20 protein-coding genes are annotated in these 21622 nt (G+C 67.7%); 7 read left to right on the forward strand and 13 right to left on the reverse strand.

The annotated features are described in order from the left end of the window. Window positions 1-1347: a dihydroorotase gene (locus J2X70_RS06560; RefSeq protein ID WP_025876408.1), complete on the forward strand. Its 1347-nt coding sequence runs from the start codon at window positions 1-3 to the stop codon at window positions 1345-1347. Then, entirely contained in the window at window positions 1347-2195 is an 849-nt protein-coding gene (locus J2X70_RS06565; RefSeq protein WP_025876406.1) for a M23 family metallopeptidase, read from the forward strand. The genes J2X70_RS06560 and J2X70_RS06565 overlap by 1 nt, the downstream gene beginning before the upstream one ends. A gap of 89 nt (window positions 2196-2284) precedes the next feature. On the opposite strand, the gene J2X70_RS06570 is transcribed toward J2X70_RS06565, so the two are convergent. The 5 genes from J2X70_RS06570 to efp form a co-directional block, all read right to left on the reverse strand. Then, on the reverse strand, window positions 2285-2989 hold the full coding sequence (locus J2X70_RS06570; protein ID WP_033831576.1) for a squalene/phytoene synthase family protein: 705 nt from the start codon (window positions 2987-2989) through the stop codon (window positions 2285-2287). Window positions 2990-3000: 11 nt separating this feature from the next. Further along, on the reverse strand, window positions 3001-3696 hold the full coding sequence (locus J2X70_RS06575) for a phosphoglycolate phosphatase (RefSeq protein ID WP_309909524.1): 696 nt from the start codon (window positions 3694-3696) through the stop codon (window positions 3001-3003). Next, on the reverse strand, window positions 3693-4409 hold the full coding sequence (gene ubiG / locus J2X70_RS06580; RefSeq protein WP_309909526.1) for a bifunctional 2-polyprenyl-6-hydroxyphenol methylase/3-demethylubiquinol 3-O-methyltransferase UbiG: 717 nt from the start codon (window positions 4407-4409) through the stop codon (window positions 3693-3695). The genes J2X70_RS06575 and ubiG overlap by 4 nt, the downstream gene beginning before the upstream one ends. A gap of 26 nt (window positions 4410-4435) precedes the next feature. Then, window positions 4436-5779 (reverse strand): TRZ/ATZ family hydrolase, encoded by a 1344-nt coding sequence (locus tag J2X70_RS06585; RefSeq protein WP_025876398.1) that lies wholly within the window; start codon window positions 5777-5779, stop codon window positions 4436-4438. 200 nt (window positions 5780-5979) lie between these two features. Further along, window positions 5980-6546 carry an elongation factor P gene (efp, locus tag J2X70_RS06590; protein WP_006379771.1) on the reverse strand — a complete coding sequence of 189 codons (567 nt, stop codon included), beginning with the start codon at window positions 6544-6546 and terminating at the stop codon, window positions 5980-5982. Window positions 6547-6643: 97 nt separating this feature from the next. On the opposite strand from efp, the gene epmB reads away from it, so the two are divergent. Then, window positions 6644-7684, forward strand: coding sequence for an EF-P beta-lysylation protein EpmB (epmB, locus tag J2X70_RS06595; RefSeq protein ID WP_033831580.1), 1041 nt, complete (start codon window positions 6644-6646; stop codon window positions 7682-7684). Between the two features lie 4 nt (window positions 7685-7688). Here the strand turns inward: epmB and J2X70_RS06600 are convergent, their stop codons facing one another. The 3 genes from J2X70_RS06600 to J2X70_RS06610 are packed head-to-tail and all read right to left on the reverse strand — an operon-like array spanning window position 7689 to window position 11000. Beyond that, on the reverse strand, window positions 7689-9815 hold the full coding sequence (locus J2X70_RS06600) for an EAL domain-containing protein (RefSeq protein ID WP_025876393.1): 2127 nt from the start codon (window positions 9813-9815) through the stop codon (window positions 7689-7691). Next, window positions 9812-10183, reverse strand: coding sequence for a hypothetical protein (locus J2X70_RS06605; protein WP_309909529.1), 372 nt, complete (start codon window positions 10181-10183; stop codon window positions 9812-9814). Before J2X70_RS06605 ends, J2X70_RS06600 begins: the two co-directional genes overlap by 4 nt. 46 nt (window positions 10184-10229) lie before the next feature. Then, the gene (locus tag J2X70_RS06610) at window positions 10230-11000 is read right to left on the reverse strand and encodes an RNA methyltransferase (RefSeq protein WP_059064673.1); all 771 of its coding nucleotides are present in this window, start codon (window positions 10998-11000) and stop codon (window positions 10230-10232) included. Between the two features lie 120 nt (window positions 11001-11120). Here J2X70_RS06610 and J2X70_RS06615 point away from each other — a divergent pair, with 120 nt between their 5' ends. Beyond that, window positions 11121-11948 carry an inositol monophosphatase family protein gene (locus J2X70_RS06615; RefSeq protein ID WP_025876387.1) on the forward strand — a complete coding sequence of 276 codons (828 nt, stop codon included), beginning with the start codon at window positions 11121-11123 and terminating at the stop codon, window positions 11946-11948. A gap of 721 nt (window positions 11949-12669) precedes the next feature. Here the strand turns inward: J2X70_RS06615 and htpX are convergent. After that, entirely contained in the window at window positions 12670-13536 is an 867-nt protein-coding gene (gene htpX, locus J2X70_RS06620) for a protease HtpX (protein ID WP_134832844.1), read from the reverse strand. 92 nt (window positions 13537-13628) lie between these two features. Between htpX and gluQRS the strand changes: the two genes are divergently transcribed. From gluQRS to phaR, 3 genes are all read left to right on the forward strand, one after another. Further along, window positions 13629-14549: a tRNA glutamyl-Q(34) synthetase GluQRS gene (gene gluQRS, locus J2X70_RS06625; protein ID WP_309909532.1), complete on the forward strand. Its 921-nt coding sequence runs from the start codon at window positions 13629-13631 to the stop codon at window positions 14547-14549. Window positions 14550-14566: 17 nt separating this feature from the next. Then, on the forward strand, window positions 14567-15307 hold the full coding sequence (gene phbB / locus J2X70_RS06630; RefSeq protein WP_025876381.1) for an acetoacetyl-CoA reductase: 741 nt from the start codon (window positions 14567-14569) through the stop codon (window positions 15305-15307). A gap of 178 nt (window positions 15308-15485) precedes the next feature. Continuing rightward, window positions 15486-16031 carry a polyhydroxyalkanoate synthesis repressor PhaR gene (gene phaR, locus J2X70_RS06635; protein ID WP_025876379.1) on the forward strand — a complete coding sequence of 182 codons (546 nt, stop codon included), beginning with the start codon at window positions 15486-15488 and terminating at the stop codon, window positions 16029-16031. An 82-nt stretch (window positions 16032-16113) separates the two neighbouring features. Here phaR and J2X70_RS06640 read toward each other — a convergent pair whose 3' ends face one another. The 4 genes from J2X70_RS06640 to J2X70_RS06655 all read right to left on the reverse strand — a co-directional run bounded on the left by J2X70_RS06640 (window position 16114) and on the right by J2X70_RS06655 (window position 21603). Further along, window positions 16114-17052 carry a TraB/GumN family protein gene (locus J2X70_RS06640; protein ID WP_025876377.1) on the reverse strand — a complete coding sequence of 313 codons (939 nt, stop codon included), beginning with the start codon at window positions 17050-17052 and terminating at the stop codon, window positions 16114-16116. A gap of 2 nt (window positions 17053-17054) precedes the next feature. After that, window positions 17055-17984, reverse strand: a complete 930-nt coding sequence (locus tag J2X70_RS06645; RefSeq protein WP_309909535.1) for a DUF1684 domain-containing protein — start codon at window positions 17982-17984, stop codon at window positions 17055-17057. Between the two features lie 11 nt (window positions 17985-17995). Continuing rightward, window positions 17996-19894, reverse strand: coding sequence for a DNA mismatch repair endonuclease MutL (gene mutL, locus J2X70_RS06650; RefSeq protein ID WP_033831589.1), 1899 nt, complete (start codon window positions 19892-19894; stop codon window positions 17996-17998). A 131-nt stretch (window positions 19895-20025) separates the two neighbouring features. After that, the gene (locus tag J2X70_RS06655; RefSeq protein ID WP_263929115.1) at window positions 20026-21603 is read right to left on the reverse strand and encodes an N-acetylmuramoyl-L-alanine amidase; all 1578 of its coding nucleotides are present in this window, start codon (window positions 21601-21603) and stop codon (window positions 20026-20028) included. Window positions 21604-21622: the final 19 nt, after the last annotated feature.

Raw genomic sequence — 21622 nt, forward strand, 5'->3', positions numbered from 1 at the left:
ATGTCCTCCACGCTCATCACCAATGCCCGCCTGGTCAACGAAGGCCGCACCTTCGAAGGCGACCTGCGTATCGAGAACGATCGCATCGCGCAGATCGGCAAGGGTTTGACTCCGCGTGATGGCGAACAGGTGGTGGATGCGGCCGGGCGCTGGCTGCTGCCCGGGATGATCGACGACCAGGTGCATTTCCGCGAACCCGGCCTGACCCACAAGGGTGACATCGCCAGCGAATCGGCCGCGGCCGTGGCCGGTGGCCTGACCAGCTTCATGGACATGCCCAACACCAACCCGCCGACCCTGGACTCGACCATCCTGGAAGCCAAGTACGAGCTGGCGCGCGGCCGTGCCTGGGCCAACTACGGTTTCTACCACGGTGCCAGCAACGACAACCTCGACGCCATCCGTGCGCTCGATCCGAAGAAGGCGCCGGGCGTGAAGGTGTTCATGGGCGCGTCCACCGGCAACATGCTGGTCGACAACCCCGAAACCCTGGACGCGATCTTCCGCGAGTGCCCCACCCCGATCATCACGCACTGCGAAGACACGCCGATGATCGATGCCAACCTGAAAGCGTTCCAGGAGAAGTACGGCGACGCACTGACCCCGGAGATGCACCCGGACATCCGTTCGCGCGAAGCCTGCATCAAGTCGACGCGGCTGGCCATGTCGCTGGCGCGCAAGCACGGCACCCGCCTGCACGTGCTGCACATCTCCACCGCCGACGAACTGGCCCTGTTCGAGAAGGGCCCGCTGATCCGCGCCGACGGCAGCCGCAAGCAGATCACCGCCGAGACCTGCGTGCACTTCCTGCACTTCGCCCGCCCGGATTACGCGACCAAGGGCAACCTGATCAAGTGCAATCCGGCGATCAAGGACGTGGCCGATCGCGAGGCGATCACCGCCGCGTTGGCTGACGACGTGCTGGACGTGCTGGCCACCGACCACGCCCCGCATACCTGGGAAGAGAAGCAGAAGCCCTATGCGCAGGCGCCGTCCGGCCTGCCGCTGGTGCAGTACGCGCTGGTCGCCGCACTGGAACGCGTGCACGAAGGCAAGCTGACCCGCGAGCAGGTCGTGCAGAAATTCGCCCATGCCCCGGCCCAGTTGTTCGATGTGGAAGAGCGAGGCTTCCTGCGCGAAGGTTACTTCGCCGACCTGGTGCTGGTGGAAGATGTGCCGTTCACGGTCAAGCGCGAGGACGTGCTGTCCAAGTGCGGCTGGTCGCCGTTCGAGGGCACCACGTTCCGTTCGCGCGTGGCCTCCACCTGGGTCAACGGCCAGCTGGTGTGGGACGGCAACACGCTGGTGGGCGAGCCCGCCGGCCAGCGCATGACCTACGACCGCTGATGCGTCCGGCACTCATGTTCGCGGCGCTGCTGCTGGCAGCGCCCCTGCTCTCCGCACCCGCAGCCCAGGCACAGGACGGCATCGGCGACCTGATCGACAGCCGCGTGGTGTTCCCGGCCAGCGCGTCGCAGGGCGCGCTGGTGATCGGCAAGGTTCCCGCCGGCAGCAGCGTGCGCTATGCAGGCCGCGACCTGCGCGTGAGCAGCTACGGCAGCGTGGTGTTCGGCATCGGTCGCGATGAGAAGGGCCCGCTGCAGGTGCAGATCCGCCGACCGGATGGCAGCAGCGAGACGGCCGCCATCGCCGTGACCCCGCGCGACTGGCCGACCGAGCGGGTGAACGGCGTGCCGCCGAAGACGGTCAATCCGCCGCCGGCCATCGCCGAGCGGATCAAGCGCGAACAGGCGCAGGTCACCGCTGCGCGTGCGCGCGACGACAACCGCACCGATTTCACCCAGACCTTCATCTGGCCGGTGCAGGGCCGCATCAGCGGCCGCTTCGGCAACGCCCGCGTGTACAACGGCCAGCCCGGTGCCGGCCACTCCGGCATGGACATCGCAGTGCCGACCGGCACCCCGGTGAAGGCACCGGCGGCCGGTGTGGTGACGTTCGCTGGGCCGGACCTGTACCTGACCGGTGGCACGCTGCTGCTCGACCACGGCTTCGGCGTCAGTTCGAATTTCCTGCACCTGTCGCGCATCGACGTGAAGGTCGGTGATCGCGTCGAACAGGGCCAGGTGATCGCCGCCGTCGGCGCCACCGGCCGTGCCACCGGGCCGCACCTGCACTGGGGCATGAACTGGTTCGACACCCGCATCGATCCGCTGCTGGTGCTGGAGCGCAAGTAACGGTAGTGCCGGCCGCTGGCCGGCAACCTCATGGTGTTCAGCGACCTATGCGGATTGCCGGCCAGCGGCCGGCACTACCATGTGATGGCTCAGCCGCGCGCGGCCCACCACACGCGCAGCAACGTGCGCACGGGCGTGGCTTCAATCGGTTTGCCGGCGGCCTGCGCCGCCAGACGTGCACGCGCCAGGCTCGACCACACCCGGCGTGCACGTGGACCGGGCACGCGGGTGCCCCACCCTTTCAGCAACTGCTGCGCCCAACGCTGTGCAGCGTTGCCGGCATCTTCGTCCAGCAGGCTGCGCGGAACCCCGGCCACGCCAGCGTCCTGCAGGCGCTGGGCCAGGGTCTGCAGCAGCACGGCATGGCCAGCACCCTTGCGCGGCTTGTCGGCAAACACCACGGCCTCGACCGCAGCCACCGCGTCGGCATAGTTGCCCAGTGCGCGTTCGGCACCGGCAGCGTCCAGCGCTACGGTGCGCGCCTCGACCAGATCCGGCAGCGCCTCGGCCAGCTGCACCCACGGTGCCCGCACCGGCTCCAGCACGCGTCCCAGCGGATGCCGCGAACGCTGCGCGGCCCAGCTGCGCAGTTCCTCGCCCCACCACGCCAGCTTGGCGTCCGCCGGCAGCGGGTCGCCAGCGGTGTTGAGCATGTCGTCGAATTCCTGCAGCAGCGCGAACCACGCCAGCGCCACATGGCGCTGCGGTTCGGCCACGAACGGCTCGGCCACCGACCATTCCGGCCAGCGGCTGCGCCACTTGTCGAGGAAACTATCCAGCGCGGTACTGCTCACTACGTTGTTCCTTACGGCTGGGCCGGGGTCGCCGGCCGGTTCGGCCAGAGACTGGCCAGTTGCAGAAGTCCGGCGTTCTCGACCAGCACATCGGCCTGCCAGGCCAACGGATCATCGCTGTGCAGGCGGTAGCCCCACAGCGCCGCCACCGACGGCATGCCGGCAGCACGCGCGGCGGTGATGTCACGCTCATCGTCGCCGACGTACACGCAGTCTTCCGCTGCGATGCCGATCAGCTGCGCGGCGTGCAGCAGCGGCAACGGATGCGGCTTGCGTTCGGCCAGGGTGTCACCCCCGACCAGCACTGCGCAGCGCTGCTGCCAGCCGTACTGCGGCACGATCAGCCGCGCCAGGTATTCGGGCTTGTTGGTGACGATGCCCCACACGGTGCCGGCTTCGTCCAGCGCACCGAGCATGCCGGCGACGCCGTCGAACAGCACGGCATGCTGGCCGATCGAGGCTTCGTAGCGCTGCAGGAACTCGGGAATCAGTGCATCGCGCTCGGCCGCTTCCAGCTCTGGAAACGCGGCCGACACCATCGCCCGTGAACCCTTGGACACCACTGGCCGCAACTGCGCCGGATCGATCGGTGCGCGACCGCGCTCGGCCAGCATCGCATCAAGGGTGGCGACGAAATCCGGGGCGCTGTCCAGCAGCGTACCGTCCAGGTCGAACAGCACCGCACGCGGGAACACGGCAGCGGTCACGGTGCCTTGACCGCATGGGCCAGGTAGTTGATGTCGGTGCGGCTGCTCAGGCGGGCGCGGTTGCGCCACGGCTCATAGGCCATGCCGCTGACATCGGCCAGCTGCAGGTCGGCCTCGCGCAGCCAACGCGCCAGCTCGGCCGGCTTGATGAATTCCTGGTAGTGGTGGGTGCCCTTGGGCAGCAGCCGTGCCACGTACTCGGCACCGACGATGGCCACGGCGAATGCGGCTACGGTGCGGTTGATGGTGGACAGGAACAGATGGCCACCCGGCTTCAGCAGACGCTTGCAGGCCTCGATGATCGCGCCCGGATCGGGCACGTGCTCGAGCATTTCCATGCAGGTCACCACATCGAAGCTGCCCGGTTGTTCGGCGGCCAGGTCCTCGGCGGCCTGCACCCGGTAGTCGACGCTGACGCCGCTTTCCAGGGCATGCAGACGCGCAACCTTGACCAGCTCCGGCGCCAGGTCGATGGCGGTCACTTCGGCACCGGCCTGGGCCAGCGCTTCACTCAGCAGCCCGCCACCGCAGCCGATGTCGAGCACGCGTGCGCCACGCAGCGACGCGCGGTCGGCAACGTACTGCAGACGCACCGGATTCAGTGCGTGCAGCGGCTTCTGCGGGCCGTCGGCGTCCCACCAGCGGTTGGCCAGCGCGGCGAACTTGTCCAGCTCGGCCTGATCGAAATTGGAAGAAGCGTGGGGGGCAGTCATGACGGTTGTCCTTGCGGCGCCTGCACTCAGGCGCGGATATGACGGATGCGCTCGCGCCACTGGCGCGCGTTGGCGATGATGCCCGGCAGGTCCATGCCGACCAGCTCGCGCTGCACCAGCTTGGGCTTGCCGGCGATCCAGACGTCGCTGACCTGCTGGCGGCCGGTGGCGTACACCAGCTGCGACAGCACGTTGTGCAGCGGCTGGGTCTCCAGCGCGGACAGATCAACACAGACCAGGTCGGCCTGCTTGCCGACCTCGATCGAGCCGATGCGCTCGCCGAAGCCCAAAGCGCGGGCGCCGCCCAGGGTGGAGGCGCGCAACGTGGTCGCCGCGTCCAGCGCGGTGGCATCGTCGGCCACGGCCTTGGCCAGGATCGCCGCCGTGCGGTTCTCGCTGAACATGTCCAGGTCGTTGTTGCTGGCGCAGCCGTCAGTGCCGATGGCCAGGTTCACGCCGGCGCGCTGCAGGGCGCAGGCCGGGCAGAAACCAGAGGCCAGCTTCAGGTTCGACTCCGGGCAGTGCACCACGCTGACGCCGCGCTCGGCGCACAGGTGGATCTCGGCCTCGGTCAGCTGGGTCATGTGCACCGCGATCAGGCGGTCGTTGACCAGGCCGAGGCGATCCAGCCGCGCCAGCGGACGCTGGCCGTGCAGCTTGATCGAATCGGTGATTTCCTGCGCGGTTTCATGGGTATGCAGATGCACCTGCATGTCCAGCTGGTCGGACAGCATCCGCACCCGCTCGAAATTGGCATCGTTGACCGTGTACGGCGCATGCGGCGCGAATGCGGTGCCGATCAGCGGGTCGGTGCGCCACTGGTCATGCAGTTCACCGGCCTTGGCGAAGTACTCGTCGTCGGTCTTGGCCCAGGCGGTGGGGAAATCGATGATGACCGCGCCGACCAGCGCGCGGAAACCGTGCTTCTTGTAGACGGCAGCCTGCACGTCACCAAAGAAATAGTTCTCGTTGGCGCAGGTGGTGCCGCCACGCAGCATCTCGGCGATGGCAAGGGTGGTGCCGTCGGCCACGAATTCGGGACCGATCACCGCCGCTTCCACCGGCCAGATGTGCTGCTGCAGCCAGGTCATCAGCGGCAGGTCGTCAGCGACGCCGCGCAGCAGGGTCATCGGGTTGTGCGTATGTGCGTTGACCAGGCCCGGCATCAGCGCCGCCTCTGGGCGGCTGACAACCTGGGTGGCACGGAACCGCGCACGCGCTTCGGCGCGCGGCAGGATGGCCACGATCTCGCTGCCACGGATGGCCACTGCATGGTCTTCCAGCACCACCGCATGCGGCTCGATCGGAACGACATAACCGGCTTCGATGAGCAGGTCGCAGGCTTCGGGGAGGTGCGGGCTATCGCTCATGCGGGCTCACTGGCTGGGGGGCGGCGAGATACTGCTGGGGGACACGCCCCTGAGTCAGGGGCTGCCGCGAAGCGGCGGGGTCTGGAGACTCGTGAAGCGGGGCCCATGATCTGCCGAAGCAGATCATGGGAGCGCCAGCGCGAATGCGATGGCGCGTACCCGGCCAGCGGCCGGCACTACCGTAATCCGGCTGCGCCGGATTACTTGACGCGCGAGGAGTACTCGCCCGAACGGGTGTCGACCTTGATGATTTCATCCTGGTTGACGAACAGCGGCACGCGCACCACGGCGCCGGTTTCCAGGGTGGCCGGCTTGCCGCCGCCGCCCGAGGTGTCACCGCGGACGCCCGGATCGGTCTCGGTGATCTTCAGTTCAACGAAATTCGGCGGCTGCACGAAGATCGGCGAACCGTTGAACAGGGTCACGATGCAGGACTCCTCGCCCTTCAGCCACTTCTCGGCGCCGCCCATGCCGGCCTTGTCGGCCTGCACCTGCTCGAAGGTCTCCGGGTCCATGAAATGCCAGTACTCGCCGTCGCTGTACATGTAGTCCATGTTGGTATCGACCACATCGGCCACTTCCACGTCGTCGGTCGCCTTCATGGTCATTTCGACCGTGCGGCCCGACTTGATGAAGCGATAGCGCACGCGGGTGAAGGCCTGGCCCTTGCCCGGCTTGATGAACTCGGTCTCGGAGATGACGGCCGGTTCATTGTTGACCAGGATCTTCATCCCGTTCTTGACATCGTTCATGCCCGCAGTGGCCATGCTCAAGCTCCTCAAATGGCGAAACCGCCGCGCGTGCGGCGAGCCGGATAGAATGGAAAGCCCACCGGAACCCCGGCGGGCAACTGTTTATGTGTCCATGATAACCGCAGGCCCCCTCTCCATGCAGCTTTCCGCCTTCCCCCGGACCCAGTCGCCAAGCGCGCCCGCGCGCTGGCAGCAGCTGTGGCGGCAGGCCCTGCGCGACCCGCAGACGCTGCTGGCCCGGCTGGATCTGGATGCCGCGGCGCTGGGCGTATCGGAGGCGGCCATCGCCCAGTTTGCGCTGCGCGTGCCGGAGGGTTTCGTCGCCCGCATGCGCCGTGGCGACGCCCACGATCCGCTGCTGCGGCAGGTATTGCCGATCGACGCGGAGATGCGCCCGGCGCCCGGGTTCAGCTTTGACGCGGTGGGCGACGGCGCGGCCAAGAAGGCCACCGGGGTCATCCAGAAATACCGTGGCCGCGCCCTGCTGGTGGCCACCGGCAGCTGTGCCATCAACTGCCGCTACTGCTTCCGCCGGCATTTCGACTATGGCGCCGAGAACGCAGCCAAGGGGGGCTGGCAGGAGGCCGTGGAGGCCATCGCCGCAGACCCGGACATCGATGAGGTGATCCTGTCCGGCGGCGACCCGCTGTCGCTGGCCACGCACAAGCTGGCCGAGCTGACCGATGCGCTGCGCCAGATCCCGCACATCCGCCGGTTGCGCATCCACACGCGCCTGCCGATCGTGCTGCCCGAGCGCGTGGACGAGGAACTGCTGGCCTGGCTGGGCAGCCTGCCGTGGCCACTGGCGATCGTGGTCCACGCCAACCACGCCAATGAATTCGACGCCAGCGTCGACATGGCGATGGCCCGCCTGCGTGGCATCGGCGCCCAGCTGCTGAACCAGGCGGTGCTGCTGCGCGGAGTCAACGACAGCGTGCAGGCGCTGCAGGACCTGAGCGAACGCAGCTTCGCCGCCGGCGTGCTGCCGTATTACCTGCACCAGTTGGATCGCGTCGAGGGCGTGGCCCACTTCGAAGTGGACGACATCCAGGCCAAGGCCCTGATTGCAGGCCTCACTGCCCGGCTGTCCGGCTACCTGGTCCCCAAGCTGGTCCGCGAACTGCCCGGCGACCCGAGCAAGCGCCCGCTGTAGCGCCTCACGCGCCCGATTCGATCATCCGCACCACTTCGGTGGCGGTGACCGGGTGGCTCAGCCGGTAGCCTTGACCCAGGTCGCAGCCACGCTGGGCCAGCAGCTCGAACTGGGCCTCCTGCTCGATGCCCTCAGCCACCACCGTGATGCCCAGCGCGTGGGCCATGGCGATGATCGCCGTGGTCAGGGCCAGGTCGTCCGGGTCGCGCTGCATGTCGGCGACGAAACTCTTGTCGATCTTGACCCCGTCCACCGGCACCTGCCGCAGGTGGCTGAGACCGGAGAAACCGGTACCGAAGTCGTCCAGCCACACCTTCACCCCGGCCCGGTGCAGGCGGTCCAGCAGCTGCGCGGCCAGCATCTCATCGCCGATCACCGCCGTCTCGGTCAGCTCCAGGTGCAGGCGCGAGGCCGGCAGGCCCGACTCCTGCAGGCACTGTGCAACCAACGCCGGCAGCTCCCCGCCGCGCAGCTGCCGTGGCGACACATTGACCGAGACGAACAACTCGTCACCGGCCACGCCGCGCGGCCACTGCACCGCTTCCATGCAGGCAGCACGCAGCACCTTCGGACCGATGATCTCGATCAGGCCACTCTGCTCGGCCACCTCGATGAACACCGATGGCGGAATCGTACCCAGCGTCGGGTGCTGCCAGCGCAGCAGCACTTCGACACCGACCATGCGGCGGTCACGCATGCGGAAGATCGGCTGGTAGGCCAGCCGCAGCTCACCGCGCTCCCAGGCACCGCGCAGTTCCTGTTCCATGTGCACGCGCCGCTCGACCGCGTGATCCATGGCCCGGCTGTAATAGCGATAGCAGTTCTTGCCGGCCATCTTTGCCTGGTACATCGCGATGTCGCCGTTCTTCAGCAGCGTCGTCGCATCCGCGGCATCGTCGGGGAACAGGGTCACGCCGATCGAGGTGCCCAGGAACAGTTCCCTGCCCTGCACCACCAGCGGCTTGCCCAGCTCGCGCACCAGCACTTCGGCCAGCAACCGCGCATTGGCCGCAACATCGCCATCACCAACGAGGATCACGAATTCGTCGCCGCCGAACCGCGCCAGCACGGCATCGTCGCCGCCGGCCTCGGTCACTGCGCGGCCGATGCGCTGGGCGAACTGAAGCAACGCCTCGTCGCCGGCCTCATGGCCCAGCGTGTCATTGACCCGCTTGAAATCATCGATATCGGCAAACAGCAGACCCAACCGGTGATTGGATGCACGTGCGGCCATCAATCGATGGTCCAGCGCCTCGCGGAAGGCCAGGCGGTTGGTGAGCCCGGTCAAGGCGTCGGTGTAGGCCATGCGCCGCACTTCGCGGTCGTGGCGGGCGATCGCATCACGCATGCGGGCAAAACCGCGCACCAGTTCCCCGACCTCGTCGTCGCGGGTGTTTTCCCGCAGCGGCGCCTGGTAGTCGCCCGCTTCGATGCGCCGGGCGGCCGCGGCCAGCTCGCGGATCGGCGCCACCAGCGTGCGCTGTACGTACAGGATCACCACCACGCCGATCACCACCAGCAGGCCAAGCATCAACAGCAGCCAGCCCAGATGCCGGCTTCCCATCTGCTGCAGCCGCTCACCGAGGGTCGCGTTGGCCGCCTGCTCACGCTGCAGCACTTCATCCAGCGCCATGCCGACGCGGACACCACCGATGCGTTGTTTGCCCACCCTGATCGGCATCGCGTTGTCGAGCACCGTGGGCGACTGCTGCACCACCAGCGACTGCGCGGCAACCGCCCCGGCCGCCAACGGATCGGTCATCGGCCGCCCGGATCCGGGCACTCCGGCCGAGCCGTCGTGGACCAGCCGCCCGCGGTCGTCGAACACCAGTACGTAGCGCACCACCGGCTGCCGCGAAATGCTGCGCACAAGCGCCCCGACCTGGTCCAGGTCGTTGTTGTGGAGCGGACCGGCAAGCGCATCGGACAGCTCGCGCACCATGGCCTCGCCACGGCTGCGCACGCTGCGGTCGAACAGTTCGTGGATGACGCCGTTGCTGAGCGACCTCACCTCGCCCTGCATCGCAGCCTGCCGCCCCAGCAGCACGGCCAGGATCGCCACCACCACCAGCATCGCCCCGCCCATCGCAAGCAGGAACCGGGCCTGCATCCCCGAGCCGAGCAACTTCATTCCACTTCCATCCGCACGCGCGTCGACCCTTGTTTCAAATCATCCGGCCACGGCTGCGCATGCGCATCGACGCGGCGGAAACCGGCAGCCCCCAACAACCCCTGCAACGCACGCTGCACCCGCCGAAGACAGACGACACGCGACAACCCGGCGGACGCCCGGCCTGATACCCCCGGCGCCGGTCCGGCAGCCTGCCGGTCCACACTGCCAAGCGCATGATCCTGCGTCATCGCGAGTTGCCCCTCATCGCTGCCCAACGCCCCCTTCTGTGAACCGGGCGCAGCATGCGCCGTCCCGGCCAGCAGGGCCAAGGTCAGGCGCAGCAGTTCCCCCTGCATTGCCCTACGCAGACCCGACACAAGCATCATCCCCCCGGGGTATCCGGACAGACTACCCGAAAAAATGAGACCGTCGTCAGCTGTCCTTGCCGTTCTTCTGCGCCAGCCGCGCCATGCGCTGGGTATCGGCCAGGATGCCGCGCAGCAGGCGCACTTCCTGCTCGCTGGGCTCGCTGCGCAGGAACAGGCGGCGCAGCTTGCGCATCGCCGACTCGGGCGCGCGACCCTTGTGGAAATCGATCTCGTCCAGAGTCTCGCCAAGTTGGGCGAAGAAGCTCTCCATCTGATCGTGGCTGGCAGCCTGCTCGCGGTTGTCCGGCTCGGTCGCGGCCACCGGCTGTGCGCCCAGCAGCTGCATGCGCACTTCATAGGCCAGCACCTGCACTGCGGCGGCCAGGTTGAGCGAGCTGAACTGCGGGTCGGACGGAATGTGCACGGCGGCATGGCACAGCTGCAGCTCCTCGTTGGTCAGGCCGGTACGCTCGCGACCGAACACCAGCGCCACCTCGGCACCCTCGCTGGCCTTGGCCACTGCGCGGGCGGCGGCATCTGCCGGCAGGAACTCCTCCAGCTGGACCCGGCGCGCACGTGCGGTGCACCCCAGCACGAAGCGGCAGTCGGCCACGGCTTCGGCCAGCGTGGCCACCACCGGCGCGTCGCCGAGCACGTCCTCGGCACCGGCCGAGCGCCGGAAGGCCTCTTCATCAAGCGGCTTCTCCGGCGCCACCAGGACCAGGCGGGCCAGGCCCATGGTCTTCAGGGCACGGGCGGCGGCCCCCATGTTGCCGGGGTGTTGGGTCCCGACAAGGACGAATCGGAGGCGGGTGGCGACAGGAAACTGGGACATGAACAGGGAAAATGTCGAGCTGGACGAAGACCAATGGTAAACTGTGCGGCCGGCCACTGCGCCGGACCCGCTCTTTTCCCCCGCCAGCCCTTCTCTTCTGCCCTTCCGGGAGCCCATGCCATGCAGAAACCCGCCGTCACCGTCATGGTCAAGGCCGCCCGCCTCGCCGGCAACGTCCTCTTGCGCAACATCAACAAGCTCGAGGCACTGAATGTAGTCCAGAAGGGCCGCATGGACTACGCCAGCGAAGTCGATGCGGACGCGGAAAAGGTGATCGTCAAGGAACTCAAGCGCGCTTACCCCGAGTACGGCATCTTCGGTGAAGAAGGTGGCGTGCAGAGCGAGCGTCGCCACATGTGGGTCATCGACCCGCTGGACGGCACCAGCAACTACCTGCGCGGCGTGCCGCACTACTGCGTGTCGATCGCCCTGGTCGAGAACGGCGAGCCGACCGACGCGGTGATCTTCGACCCGCTGCGCAATGAACTGTTCACCGCCAGCCGTGGTGCCGGCGCCGTGCTCAACGACCGCCGCATCCGCGTGGCCGACCGCAAGGATCTGGAAGGCACCATGATCCACACCGGTTTCGCCCCGCGCGAGCGTGCCCGCGCCAGTGCGCAGCTGAAGTCGCTGGACGCCCTGCTGGTGCACGCCGAGGACATCCGCCGCTCGGGTTCGGCCGCGCTGGACCTGGCCTACGTGGCCTGTGGCCGCGCCGACGCCTACTTCGAGGCCGGCGTGAAGGCCTGGGACATCGCTGCCGGCGTGCTGCTGGTGCGCGAAGCCGGTGGCAAGGTCTGCGACTTCAAGGGCGCGACCCCGGCCCGCATGGACAACCGTGGCCCGGACACCCAGCAGATCGTGGCCGGCAACCTGAAGGTGGCCGAGTCGCTGCAGAAGGTGCTGGTCAACACGGGTTACGCTGCCGAGTTCGACGCGAAGTTCTGAGTTCGCGCGTAAAGCGGTTCATGGAGACGGCACCTGCGAAGGTGCCGTTTTCGTATCCGCAGTGATCGTGCTTGTCACTTTCTTTGCTCGTGCACCGTGCTGCAGGAGCAGCGCGGAACGGCGGAGCCGGCCCGTAGGGTGGCGCACAGGGATGTGCGCCATCAAGAAAGTAACCAAAGAAACACGCCGCCAGTACGCAAGCCGGTGCTACGCACCGGTCCCCTGCGCTTCTCGGCGAACCAGGGGACGGCGCCGAACTCGCTGCGCTCAGACATCGGCGCCTCTGCGCCCCTGATTCCCCTGCGATGCTCGGCTCGCTGCAAGGCGGACCCAAGATCAAACGCCACAGCTGCACCCAGTAGATCCACGCCATGCGTGGATGCTCTTGCCGTTGATCTTGATCTTCCGGCCCGCCTTACAGCGAGCCGAGCACCGCAGGTCCGGCGAGGGCGAAGAGGCGCGGGTGTCTGAGCGTAGCGAGTTCCCGCGCCGTCCCTCGGCGGACCGAGAAGCGCAGGGTACCGGCGCGTAGCGACGGCTCGCGACCGGCGGCGCGTTTCTTTTGGTTACTTTTCTTTTCGCGCGAAAAGAAAAGTGACGCCCCTCCGCGGTCGCGGAAACGATCCGCCGGGCATGGCCCGGCGCTACCGACGCGTGGGCGCGCAAACAAAAACGCCCGGCGCGAGGCCAGGCGTTCCTGCACTGCTCTACAAGCGGAGGCTTATGCCACCGTCGACGCCCGCAGCGCGGCGATGCGCTCTTCCAGCGGCGGGTGGCTCATGAACAGCTTCTTCGCCGTCGACCCGGCAATACCGAACGCGGCGATCTGCGTCGGCAGGGTGCTCTGGCCGTGGTTGAGCTGCAGCCGCTCCAGCGCCGAGATCATCTTCTGGCGACCGGCCAGCGATGCACCGCCGGCATCGGCACGGAATTCGCGGTGGCGCGAGAACCACATCGAGATCATCGTGGCGAACAGGCCGAACACCATCTCCAGCACGAACACGATGATGTAGTACGCAAAGCCACGGCCGCCGCCTTCGCGGTTGCCCGACAAAGCACTGTCGATGATGCCGCCGACTACGCGGGCCAGCACGATCACGAAGGTGTTCAGCACACCCTGCAGCAGCGCCATGGTGATCATGTCTCCATTGGCGACGTGGGCGATCTCGTGGCCGAGCACGGCTTCGGCTTCATCCTCGCTCATGTTGTGCAGCAGGCCGGTGGACACCGCCACCAGCGCGTTGTTGCGGTTGGCACCGGTGGCGAACGCGTTGATCTCCGGGCCGTCATACACCGCCACTTCCGGCATGCCGATACCGGCTGCCTTGGCCTGGCGCTCGACGGTGGCCAGCAGCCAGCGCTCGGTCTGGTTGCGCGGCTCGGTGATCACCACCGCACCGGTGGAGCGCTTGGCCATCCACTTGGACAGCAGCAGCGAGATGAGCGAACCACCAAAACCGAAGATGGCCGCCATGACCAGCAGGCCGCTCATCGAACGGGAGTCCACGCCCAGGATTGACATCACGATGCTCGCGAGGATCAGCACCGCGAGGTTGGTCGCTAGAAAGAGGGCAATACGGGTGAACATGGGAAATTCCGGCTCGGAAGGGGTCGATATCCGTCAATCTGCGGTGCAGTCAGCTTGAATTCAAGCGCCAACCTGACCGACGATTCAGCTGCATGACCTCCTCCCTCTCCTGCGGCCGCTTCGCGCCCTCGCCCACCGGCCTGCTGCATCCCGGCTCGCTGCTTGCCGCCTTCGGCAGCTGGCTGCTTGCGCGCCACCATGGCGGCCTGTGGCGGTTGCGCATCGAAGACGTCGATCCACCCCGCACGGTGGCCGGCGCCGCACAGGCGCAACTGCAGGCGCTGGCCGCCTTCGGCCTGCTTCATGACGGGCCGGTGATCTGGCAGAGCGCGCGTAGCGACGCCTACCAGACGGCGCTGGACCGCCTGCTGGCCGATGGCGACGCATTTGTCTGCCACTGCAGTCGGAGCGATCTGGCCGCCAATGGCGGCATCCACCATCGCTGCGTCGCGCGGCAGGCACGACCGGACCCGGCCGTCCGCTTCCGCGTGCCGCCCGGCAGCATCGTGCGGTTCGAGGATGGCCTGCGCGGCCCGCAGCAACAGGATGTCCATGCCGAGGTCGGTGATTTCGTACTGCGCCGCGCCGACGGCTGCTGGGCCTACCAGTTGGCGGTGGTCGTCGACGATGCCGCGCAGGGCGTGAACGAAGTCGTGCGCGGCGCCGACCTGCTCGATTCCACCGCCCGGCAGATCCTGCTGCAGCAGGCGCTGGACCTGCCGACGCCGCGCTACTGGCACCTGCCGCTGCTGCTGGATGCACCGGGCCACAAACTGTCCAAGTCACTGGCCGCGCTGCCGGTGGATGCCGGCGCGCCGGTACCGGTGCTGCGCCGGTTGTGGGAACTGCTGGGCCAGCCGGGCACCGCACTGGACGGCATCGACGACCGCGACGCGCTGTTGGCCGCCGCGCAGCGCAGCTTCAACCCCGGCCTGCTGCCGCGCGCGGACATTCTGCTGCCGGCCGGCGCACTTTCCGCGCCGATGTTGCAGAATCCCCCTTCCTCCACCTGACATCCGGACAGCTTTCCATGACATCTCGCGTCGCACTGGTCACCGGCGGAACCGGCGGCATCGGTACCGCCATCTGCCAACGCCTGGCCGACCAGGGCCACCGGGTCGCCACCAACTACCGCGATGAGACCAAGGCCCGCGCCTGGCAGCAGGCGATGACCGAACGCGGCTACCACGTGGCGATCTTCCCGGGCGATGTCTCCGACTCTGCCAGCGCCGAAGGCCTGATCCGCGCGGTCGAGGCCGAACTGGGCCCGGTCGAGATCCTGGTCAACAACGCCGGCATCACCCGCGACACCACCTTCCACCGCATGCGCGCGGAGCAGTGGCACGATGTGATCAACACCAACCTCAACTCGGTGTTCAACGTCACCCGCCCGGTCATCGAGGGCATGCGTCGACGCGGCTGGGGCCGGGTCATCCAGATCAGCTCGATCAACGGCCTGAAGGGCCAGTACGGGCAGGCCAACTACGCCGCCGCCAAGGCCGGCATGCATGGCTTCACCATCTCGCTGGCGCGCGAGAATGCAGGCTTCGGCATCACCGTGAACACGATCTCGCCCGGTTACGTGGCCACCGACATGGTGATGGCGGTGCCCGAGGAAGTGCGCGCCAAGATCATTGCCGACATCCCCACCGGGCGCCTGGGCAAGCCGGAAGAAATCGCCTACGGCGTGTCCTTCCTGGTGGCCGAAGAGGCATCGTGGATCACCGGCAGCAACCTGGACATCAACGGCGGCCATCACATGGGCTGGTAAACGGCGCCAGGGCCTGAAAGCCCGTGCTGCACCCTGCCGTTGGTCATGCTGCGCAGCACGCAAAGCCTTGCTGCGCAACATTCCGGCGACGGAAAGCCAAGCCTGGCGGGGGCTGGGGCGGTTGCAACCGCTGCTGCACTGCGCCATGCTGCGCGTCTACTGTGACGAGTACCGCTTCATGGCTGCGACCCGCATCATCAAGAAGTATCCGAACCGCCGTCTGTACGACACCGAGATCTCCAGCTACATCACCATCGAGGACGTGCGCCAGCTGATCCTCGACGGCGAAGACTTCGAAGTCCGCGACGCCAAGAGCGGCGACGACCTGACCCGATCGGTCCTGCTGCAGATCATCGCCGACCAGGAGCAGGACGGTGAACCGATGCTCTCCACCCAGCTGCTGAGCCAGCTGATCCGCTTCTACGGCGATTCCCTGCAGGGCTTCATGGGCAACTACCTGGAGCGCAGCATGCAGGTCTTCCTCGACCAGCAGCAGCAGTTCCGCCAGCAGATGGGCAACCTGCTGGGGCAGACGCCGTGGGCGATGATGAACCAGCTGACCGAGCGCAACCTGGAACTGTGGCAGGAATTCCAGCGCAACATGGGCAGCGGTTTCGGTGGCCCGCGTCCGGGTGGCACCGGAACGGGCACCGGCGCCGGTACGGCCGGCAAGCCGAACGATCCGACCGGCGGCACCGGCACCGGCGGCAAGACCCGCCGCTGAGCCCCCCCGCCCCGGCGGATACGAAAACGGCGCGCCATGAGCGCGCCGTTCTGTTTTGAACGCCTCTACGCGGGGCGTGGTTCTACTTCCTGCAGCCCTTGCAGACCCGCTCGACCTTGTACCCCTTCGCCCGCAGCTTCTCGACCACGCCGTCGTTGCCCAGCAGGTGCAGGCCGCCCACCACCACCAGCGTGCCGCCCTGCCCGGCCTGCAGGTACGGCAGCAGCTTGGGCACCCACGCATCGTTGCGGTCGGTATTGATGCGCTGGTACAGCTGCGGATACTTCTGGCGCATCTCCACGCCCATCCGGCTCCACAGCAGGCGATCGTCACCGCGGCGCCAGGCCTCATGCAGCATCTGCGCCTGGGCGTCACCCTTGCCTGCTTCATCCAGCGCCTCGGACAGCATCTGCCGCTGCTCCTGCACGCTCATGCCATCAAGCAGGTTGATCTGGCTGGACATGTCTTCCAGGCCTGCGGTCTTCTTGCCGGCCTTCTGCGCCCGCTGCATGAAGTGCCGGTCCAGCCCCAGCTCGGGGTCCAGGCCCAGTTTCTGCATCTGCCCGACGGTGATGGTCAGGCCGACGAACCACGCTTTCATGCCCTGCAACTGCGCCAATGGCAATTTGTTCTGCGTCGCATAGGCCTGCAGCTTCTGCCAGGTCGGCGCATCCAGGTCACGCTTGAGTTCGCTGCCGTCCTTGCGGGTAGCCACCTGCACCATCTGGCTGGCCATCTGCGGCGACTGCAGTTCCTCAGGGGTCACTTCGAACAGCACACGCTGCGAGGCTTCGAATGCCTGCTCGACCTCGGTCGACAGTGGATAGTCCTGCGGCTTCAACAGATGGAAGGAACCCAGCAGGTACAGGCGTGCATCTCCCTGCCCGGTGACCTTCCACAGCAGCGGCACCGGCGGCTTGCCGGCCGTGGCTTCGGCTGGCGCATCGCGCGCGACGGCCAACGGACCGACGGCGCAGGCAGCGAGAAAAACGGCACTGCGCAGCAACAGTTTCATCAACATGTTCAACCCTCTCCTTCAGGCAGGTGATACGTCTTTTCACCCGCTTCCACGCGCAGGTCCGGGCGGTTTTCCGGCGGCGCCAACGGACAGGTCGCATAGGCGGTGAACGCGCACGGTGGGTTGTGGGCGTGGTTGAAGTCGATCGTCACGTGGCCGTCGGCCGTGGGCGCATCGGTATCCAGATAGCGGCCGGCAGGGTAGCTGCCGTGGCCACTGGTACGGTCGGCAAAGATCAGGAACAGCGGCTGCCCCGGTTCGCCGATCGCTTCCAGCCGCCAGCTGCGGCCGTCGCGATCGAATTCCACGGCACCGGCGTTGGGCATCTCGGTGGTCAGGCCAGTGATGTCCACGATCGGCAGGGTCTTGCCTGGCGGATGCGCGATGAAGCGCGCCTGCACCTGCCATTGCGGGCCACCGGGCCAGTACTGCAGGCCGGCGAAATCGCGGCGCGCCGGTGCATCGGCATGCTTGACCCGCAGTGCATCGCGCGGGCCGCGACGGATCAGGCTGAGCTGGCCCTTGCCACCATCGAAGGCCAGCAGGGTCGGCTGCGGATCCTTGTCGGTATCCATGCGCACACGCCCGCGCACGGGCTGTCCATCAAGGGTGACATCCGTGCCGGACTCCGGCGTGAACCACCACTGGTCGCCTTCACGGCGCAGCAGGCCCAGCTTGGCCGGCCCCACCGCCAGGCGGATGCCGCTGGTGTCGCCGCTGCCGACGAAGTGCGATCGGTTCTGCAACCAGTGCAGGCCGACCAGCGCGGTCCAGCCATCGGGCCGGGTCAGGTCCTGGTAGCGCAGCACCCGCCATTGCTGTTGCTGTGCGGCGAAGGCCGGATCCTCAACGGCAGCCGGTGCCGGCGTGGGTGCCGGGCTGCAGGCCACCAACAACAGGGCCGCCAGCAGGCTGCCCATTCGGCAAAATCGCATCGGTGCTCCCCTCAACGTCCGCGCAGGAACCAGCGGTCGATCTCCGCCAGCGAAAAACGGGCCCAGGTCGGTCGGCCGTGGTTGCACTGGCCGGACCGCTCGGTGATTTCCATGTCGCGCAGCAGCGCGTTCATTTCCGGCACGGTCAGGCGCCGGTTCGCACGCACCGCGCCATGGCAGGCCATGGTCGACAGCAGCTCATCGCGCGCAGTGGCGATGCGACGGCTCTGGCCGTGCTCGCGCAGGTCGGTCAGCACATCGCGCAGCAGGCCTTCGGGTTCGGCATGGGCCAGCAGCGCCGGGATGCTGCGCACGTGCAGCGCGCCCGGTCCGGCACGGGTGATCTCGAACCCGAGCGCAGCCAGCGTATCAGCCTCCGCCTCGGCGGTATCGGCCTCGCGCTCGCCCACCGCCAGGGTGATCGGCACCAGCAACGGCTGCGACTGCAGGCCGATGCCATCGTGCGCATTCTTCAACCGCTCGTAGCCGATGCGTTCGTGCGCCGCATGCATGTCGACCACGATCAGGCCTTCGGCGTTCTCGGCCAGGATGTAGATGCCATGCAGCTGGGCAACGGCGTAACCCAGCGGAGGTACGCCGGCGTCGGCACTGGTGACCGGCAATCCGTTCTCCATCGGCATCGGCGGCAGTGCCGCACCACGCTCGGCACCCGCTGGCGACGCATACAACGCAGCATAGGCGGCGGGTGCATCGGCCACCTGCAGGCCCAGCGGCTGCTGCGGGCGCCAACCGGAAAAGCCACCACCGCCCTGTCCCGCACCCGGTGCCGGACCGCGCACGTAGCCGAAGCTGGAGGCCGTGGCCCCCGGCATCGCAGACGCGCTGGCGCCCTCGGCCGGATGCACCGCGCCTGCACCGATCTCCTGCGCGGTCATGCCGGCACGGGTGTCGGCCAGTGCGTCCTTCAGGGTGCGGTAGACGAAGTCATGCACCAGCCGCGAATCGCGGAAGCGCACCTCATGCTTGGCCGGATGCACGTTCACATCAACGCGCGTCGGGTCCAGCTCCAGGAACAGCACATACGCTGGCTGGCGGCCGTGGTACAGCACGTCGCCGTAGGCCATCTTCACTGCATGGGCGACACTGCGGTCACGTACCGAACGTCCGTTGACGTACAGGTACTGCTGGTCGGTGCTGGCGCGCGAATAATGCGGCTGCGCGATCCAGCCATGCAGGCGCAGGCCGGCACTGCTGTGGTCCACGCGCACAGCCTGGTTGGCGAAGTCCTCGCCCAGGGTCTCGGCCAGGCGCACGTCCGAATACAGGTCGCCCGGCTTGTAGCGACGCGAGGCCTTGCCGTTGTGCGAGACGCGCAGCTCGACATCGGGACGGGCCAGCGCCAACGAACGCAGCCACTCTTCGATATGCCCCAGTTCGGTGCGCTCGGCGCGCAGGAACTTGCGCCGCGCCGGCACGTTGTAGAACAGCTCGCGCACTTCCACCGTGGTGCCGGGCGCATGCGCGCGCGGGGTCACCTCGCCGATCTTGCCGCCTTCGATCTGCAGTGCCGAACCGTGCTCATCATGGGCACGGCGCGAGGCCAGGGTGAAACGACTGACCGAGGCGATCGACGGCAGCGCTTCGCCACGGAAACCCAGCGTGGCCACTGCTTCCAGCTCATCCAGGTTGGCGATCTTGCTGGTGGCGTGCCGCGAAACCGCCAGCGGCAACTGTTCTGCGGCAATGCCGCTGCCGTTGTCGCGGATGCGGATCAGGCGCACACCGCCTTCTTCCAGCTCGATATCGACGCGGCTGGCGCCGGCATCGATCGCGTTCTCAACCAGTTCCTTGACCACCGATGCGGGTCGTTCGACCACTTCACCGGCGGCAATCTGGTTGATCAGGATTTCCGGCAGCGGCCGGATCGGACGCGGATCGGGCGCGTTCATGGGCAGGCAAGGCAGGCAGACGTCATGCCACGATGATAGCGGAGCGGCGCCAGGTAGAGTCAGATGCAGCGTACGCGGCGCCAGCCAGCCAGGCGTGGCCTGGCTCCAGCGGACGCGGGCGATCCAGCGGGTTACTTGCTGCCGCCCGCCACGGTGCTTGCAGCGTCGATCTCGGCCTGCGCGCGCGCGGCGTACAACGTGCCCGGCGGCGGTTGGCGGCTGAAGAAGGTGTGCACGCCATCCAGCACCGCACCGGCGACCTTGCGCTGGTAGGCCGGGTCGATCAGGCGGCGCTCTTCATCCGGGTTGGAGATGAACGCGGTTTCCACCAGCATCGCCGGCATGTCCGAAGTGCGCAGCACGGCGAAGTTGGCGCGCTCGATGTTCGGCTTGTGGTTGTTGCCGATACGCTTCAGGCCGCCCAGCACGTGCCCGGCTGCGTCCTCGGAGGATTTCATGTAGCCGCTCTGGGCCAGGTCCAGCAGAACGTTGGCCAGCGTGCCTTCGGTCTGCTGCAGGCGCACGCCACCGACCAGATCGGCGGCGTTTTCCTTGTCCGCCAGCCAGCGTGCACGCTGCGAAGACGCGCCCTTGGTCGACAGCACATACACCGACGAACCGGTGGCCGAGCGGTTTTCGGCGGCGTCGGCATGGATCGAAATGAAGATGTCGGCCTTGTTCGCACGCGCCTTCTGCGCACGCATCGGCAGCGGGATGAACACATCGCTGTCGCGGGTGAGGAAGGCTTTCAGGCCAGGCGTAGCGTTGACCTGGCGAGCCAGTTCACGCGCCACCGCCAGGGTGACATCCTTCTCGCGCTTGCCGGTCGGGCCGATGGCGCCCGGATCCTGGCCGCCATGGCCCGGATCGATCGCCACCACCAGGTGACGCATGCCCGGCTGCATGCGGATGCGCGAGGCATCGCTGGGCATGGTCGGACGCGGCGACTCGGTCGGCGTAACAGGTGTCGGCACCGGCTTCGGCTGGGTGGCCACAACTGCAGTGGTGGCCTGGCCAGCCAGGATGGCTGCCGGCGACGACGTCGGGGTGCTGCTGGCGGTGGTACCTGCTGCCGCCATCTGCACCGGGGTGGTGCTCGGCGCCGGCGTCGGCGCGGCGGGTGCCGCTGCGCTGGCACTGGCCTGCTGCTGGACCTGCGCGGTCAACAGCGCAGTGGCTCGCGCGGCATCACCACGGGACTGTGCGGTTTGTGCCGGGGTCGGGCCCGGGACCGCAGCCGGACTCGCCGAAGATGCCGCTGGCGGTTGCGTCGGCGCGGGCGTCGGCGCGGGGCGACCGGCGGCCACGGCCGGGCCATCGCCCGGCCACTCGATCACCAGCTTGGATTCATTGCCTTCGCGCTGCATCTGCGGGCGGAAGGGGGCGACCGTCTCGGCCAGGTCGAATACGACACGGAAAGTGCCCGGCACCGGCTGCCCGGTGCGCACCGCAGTCACCACGCCCTGCGGCGACGGCATCTTCAGGTTGCGCACCGCGCTGGAATCAGGGAAATCGACCACCAGCCGGTTCGGGCCGGCCAGCGACAGGGTCTTGTAGCCACCACTGCCGACCAGGGCGATTTCCGCGCGGGTTCCGGTCGCACCGGTATTGAGCAGTACCTGGCGGACCTCACCGGCCCACGCACTGACGCTCGCCAGACCAAGTCCGACGGCGGCACAGATGGCAATGAGTCGATTCCCCGGGCGCATGACTCAGGATTCAATCACC

The organism is Stenotrophomonas sp. 1337, from assembly GCF_031455455.1.
In the GTDB taxonomy this organism is placed as follows: domain Bacteria; phylum Pseudomonadota; class Gammaproteobacteria; order Xanthomonadales; family Xanthomonadaceae; genus Stenotrophomonas; species Stenotrophomonas indicatrix.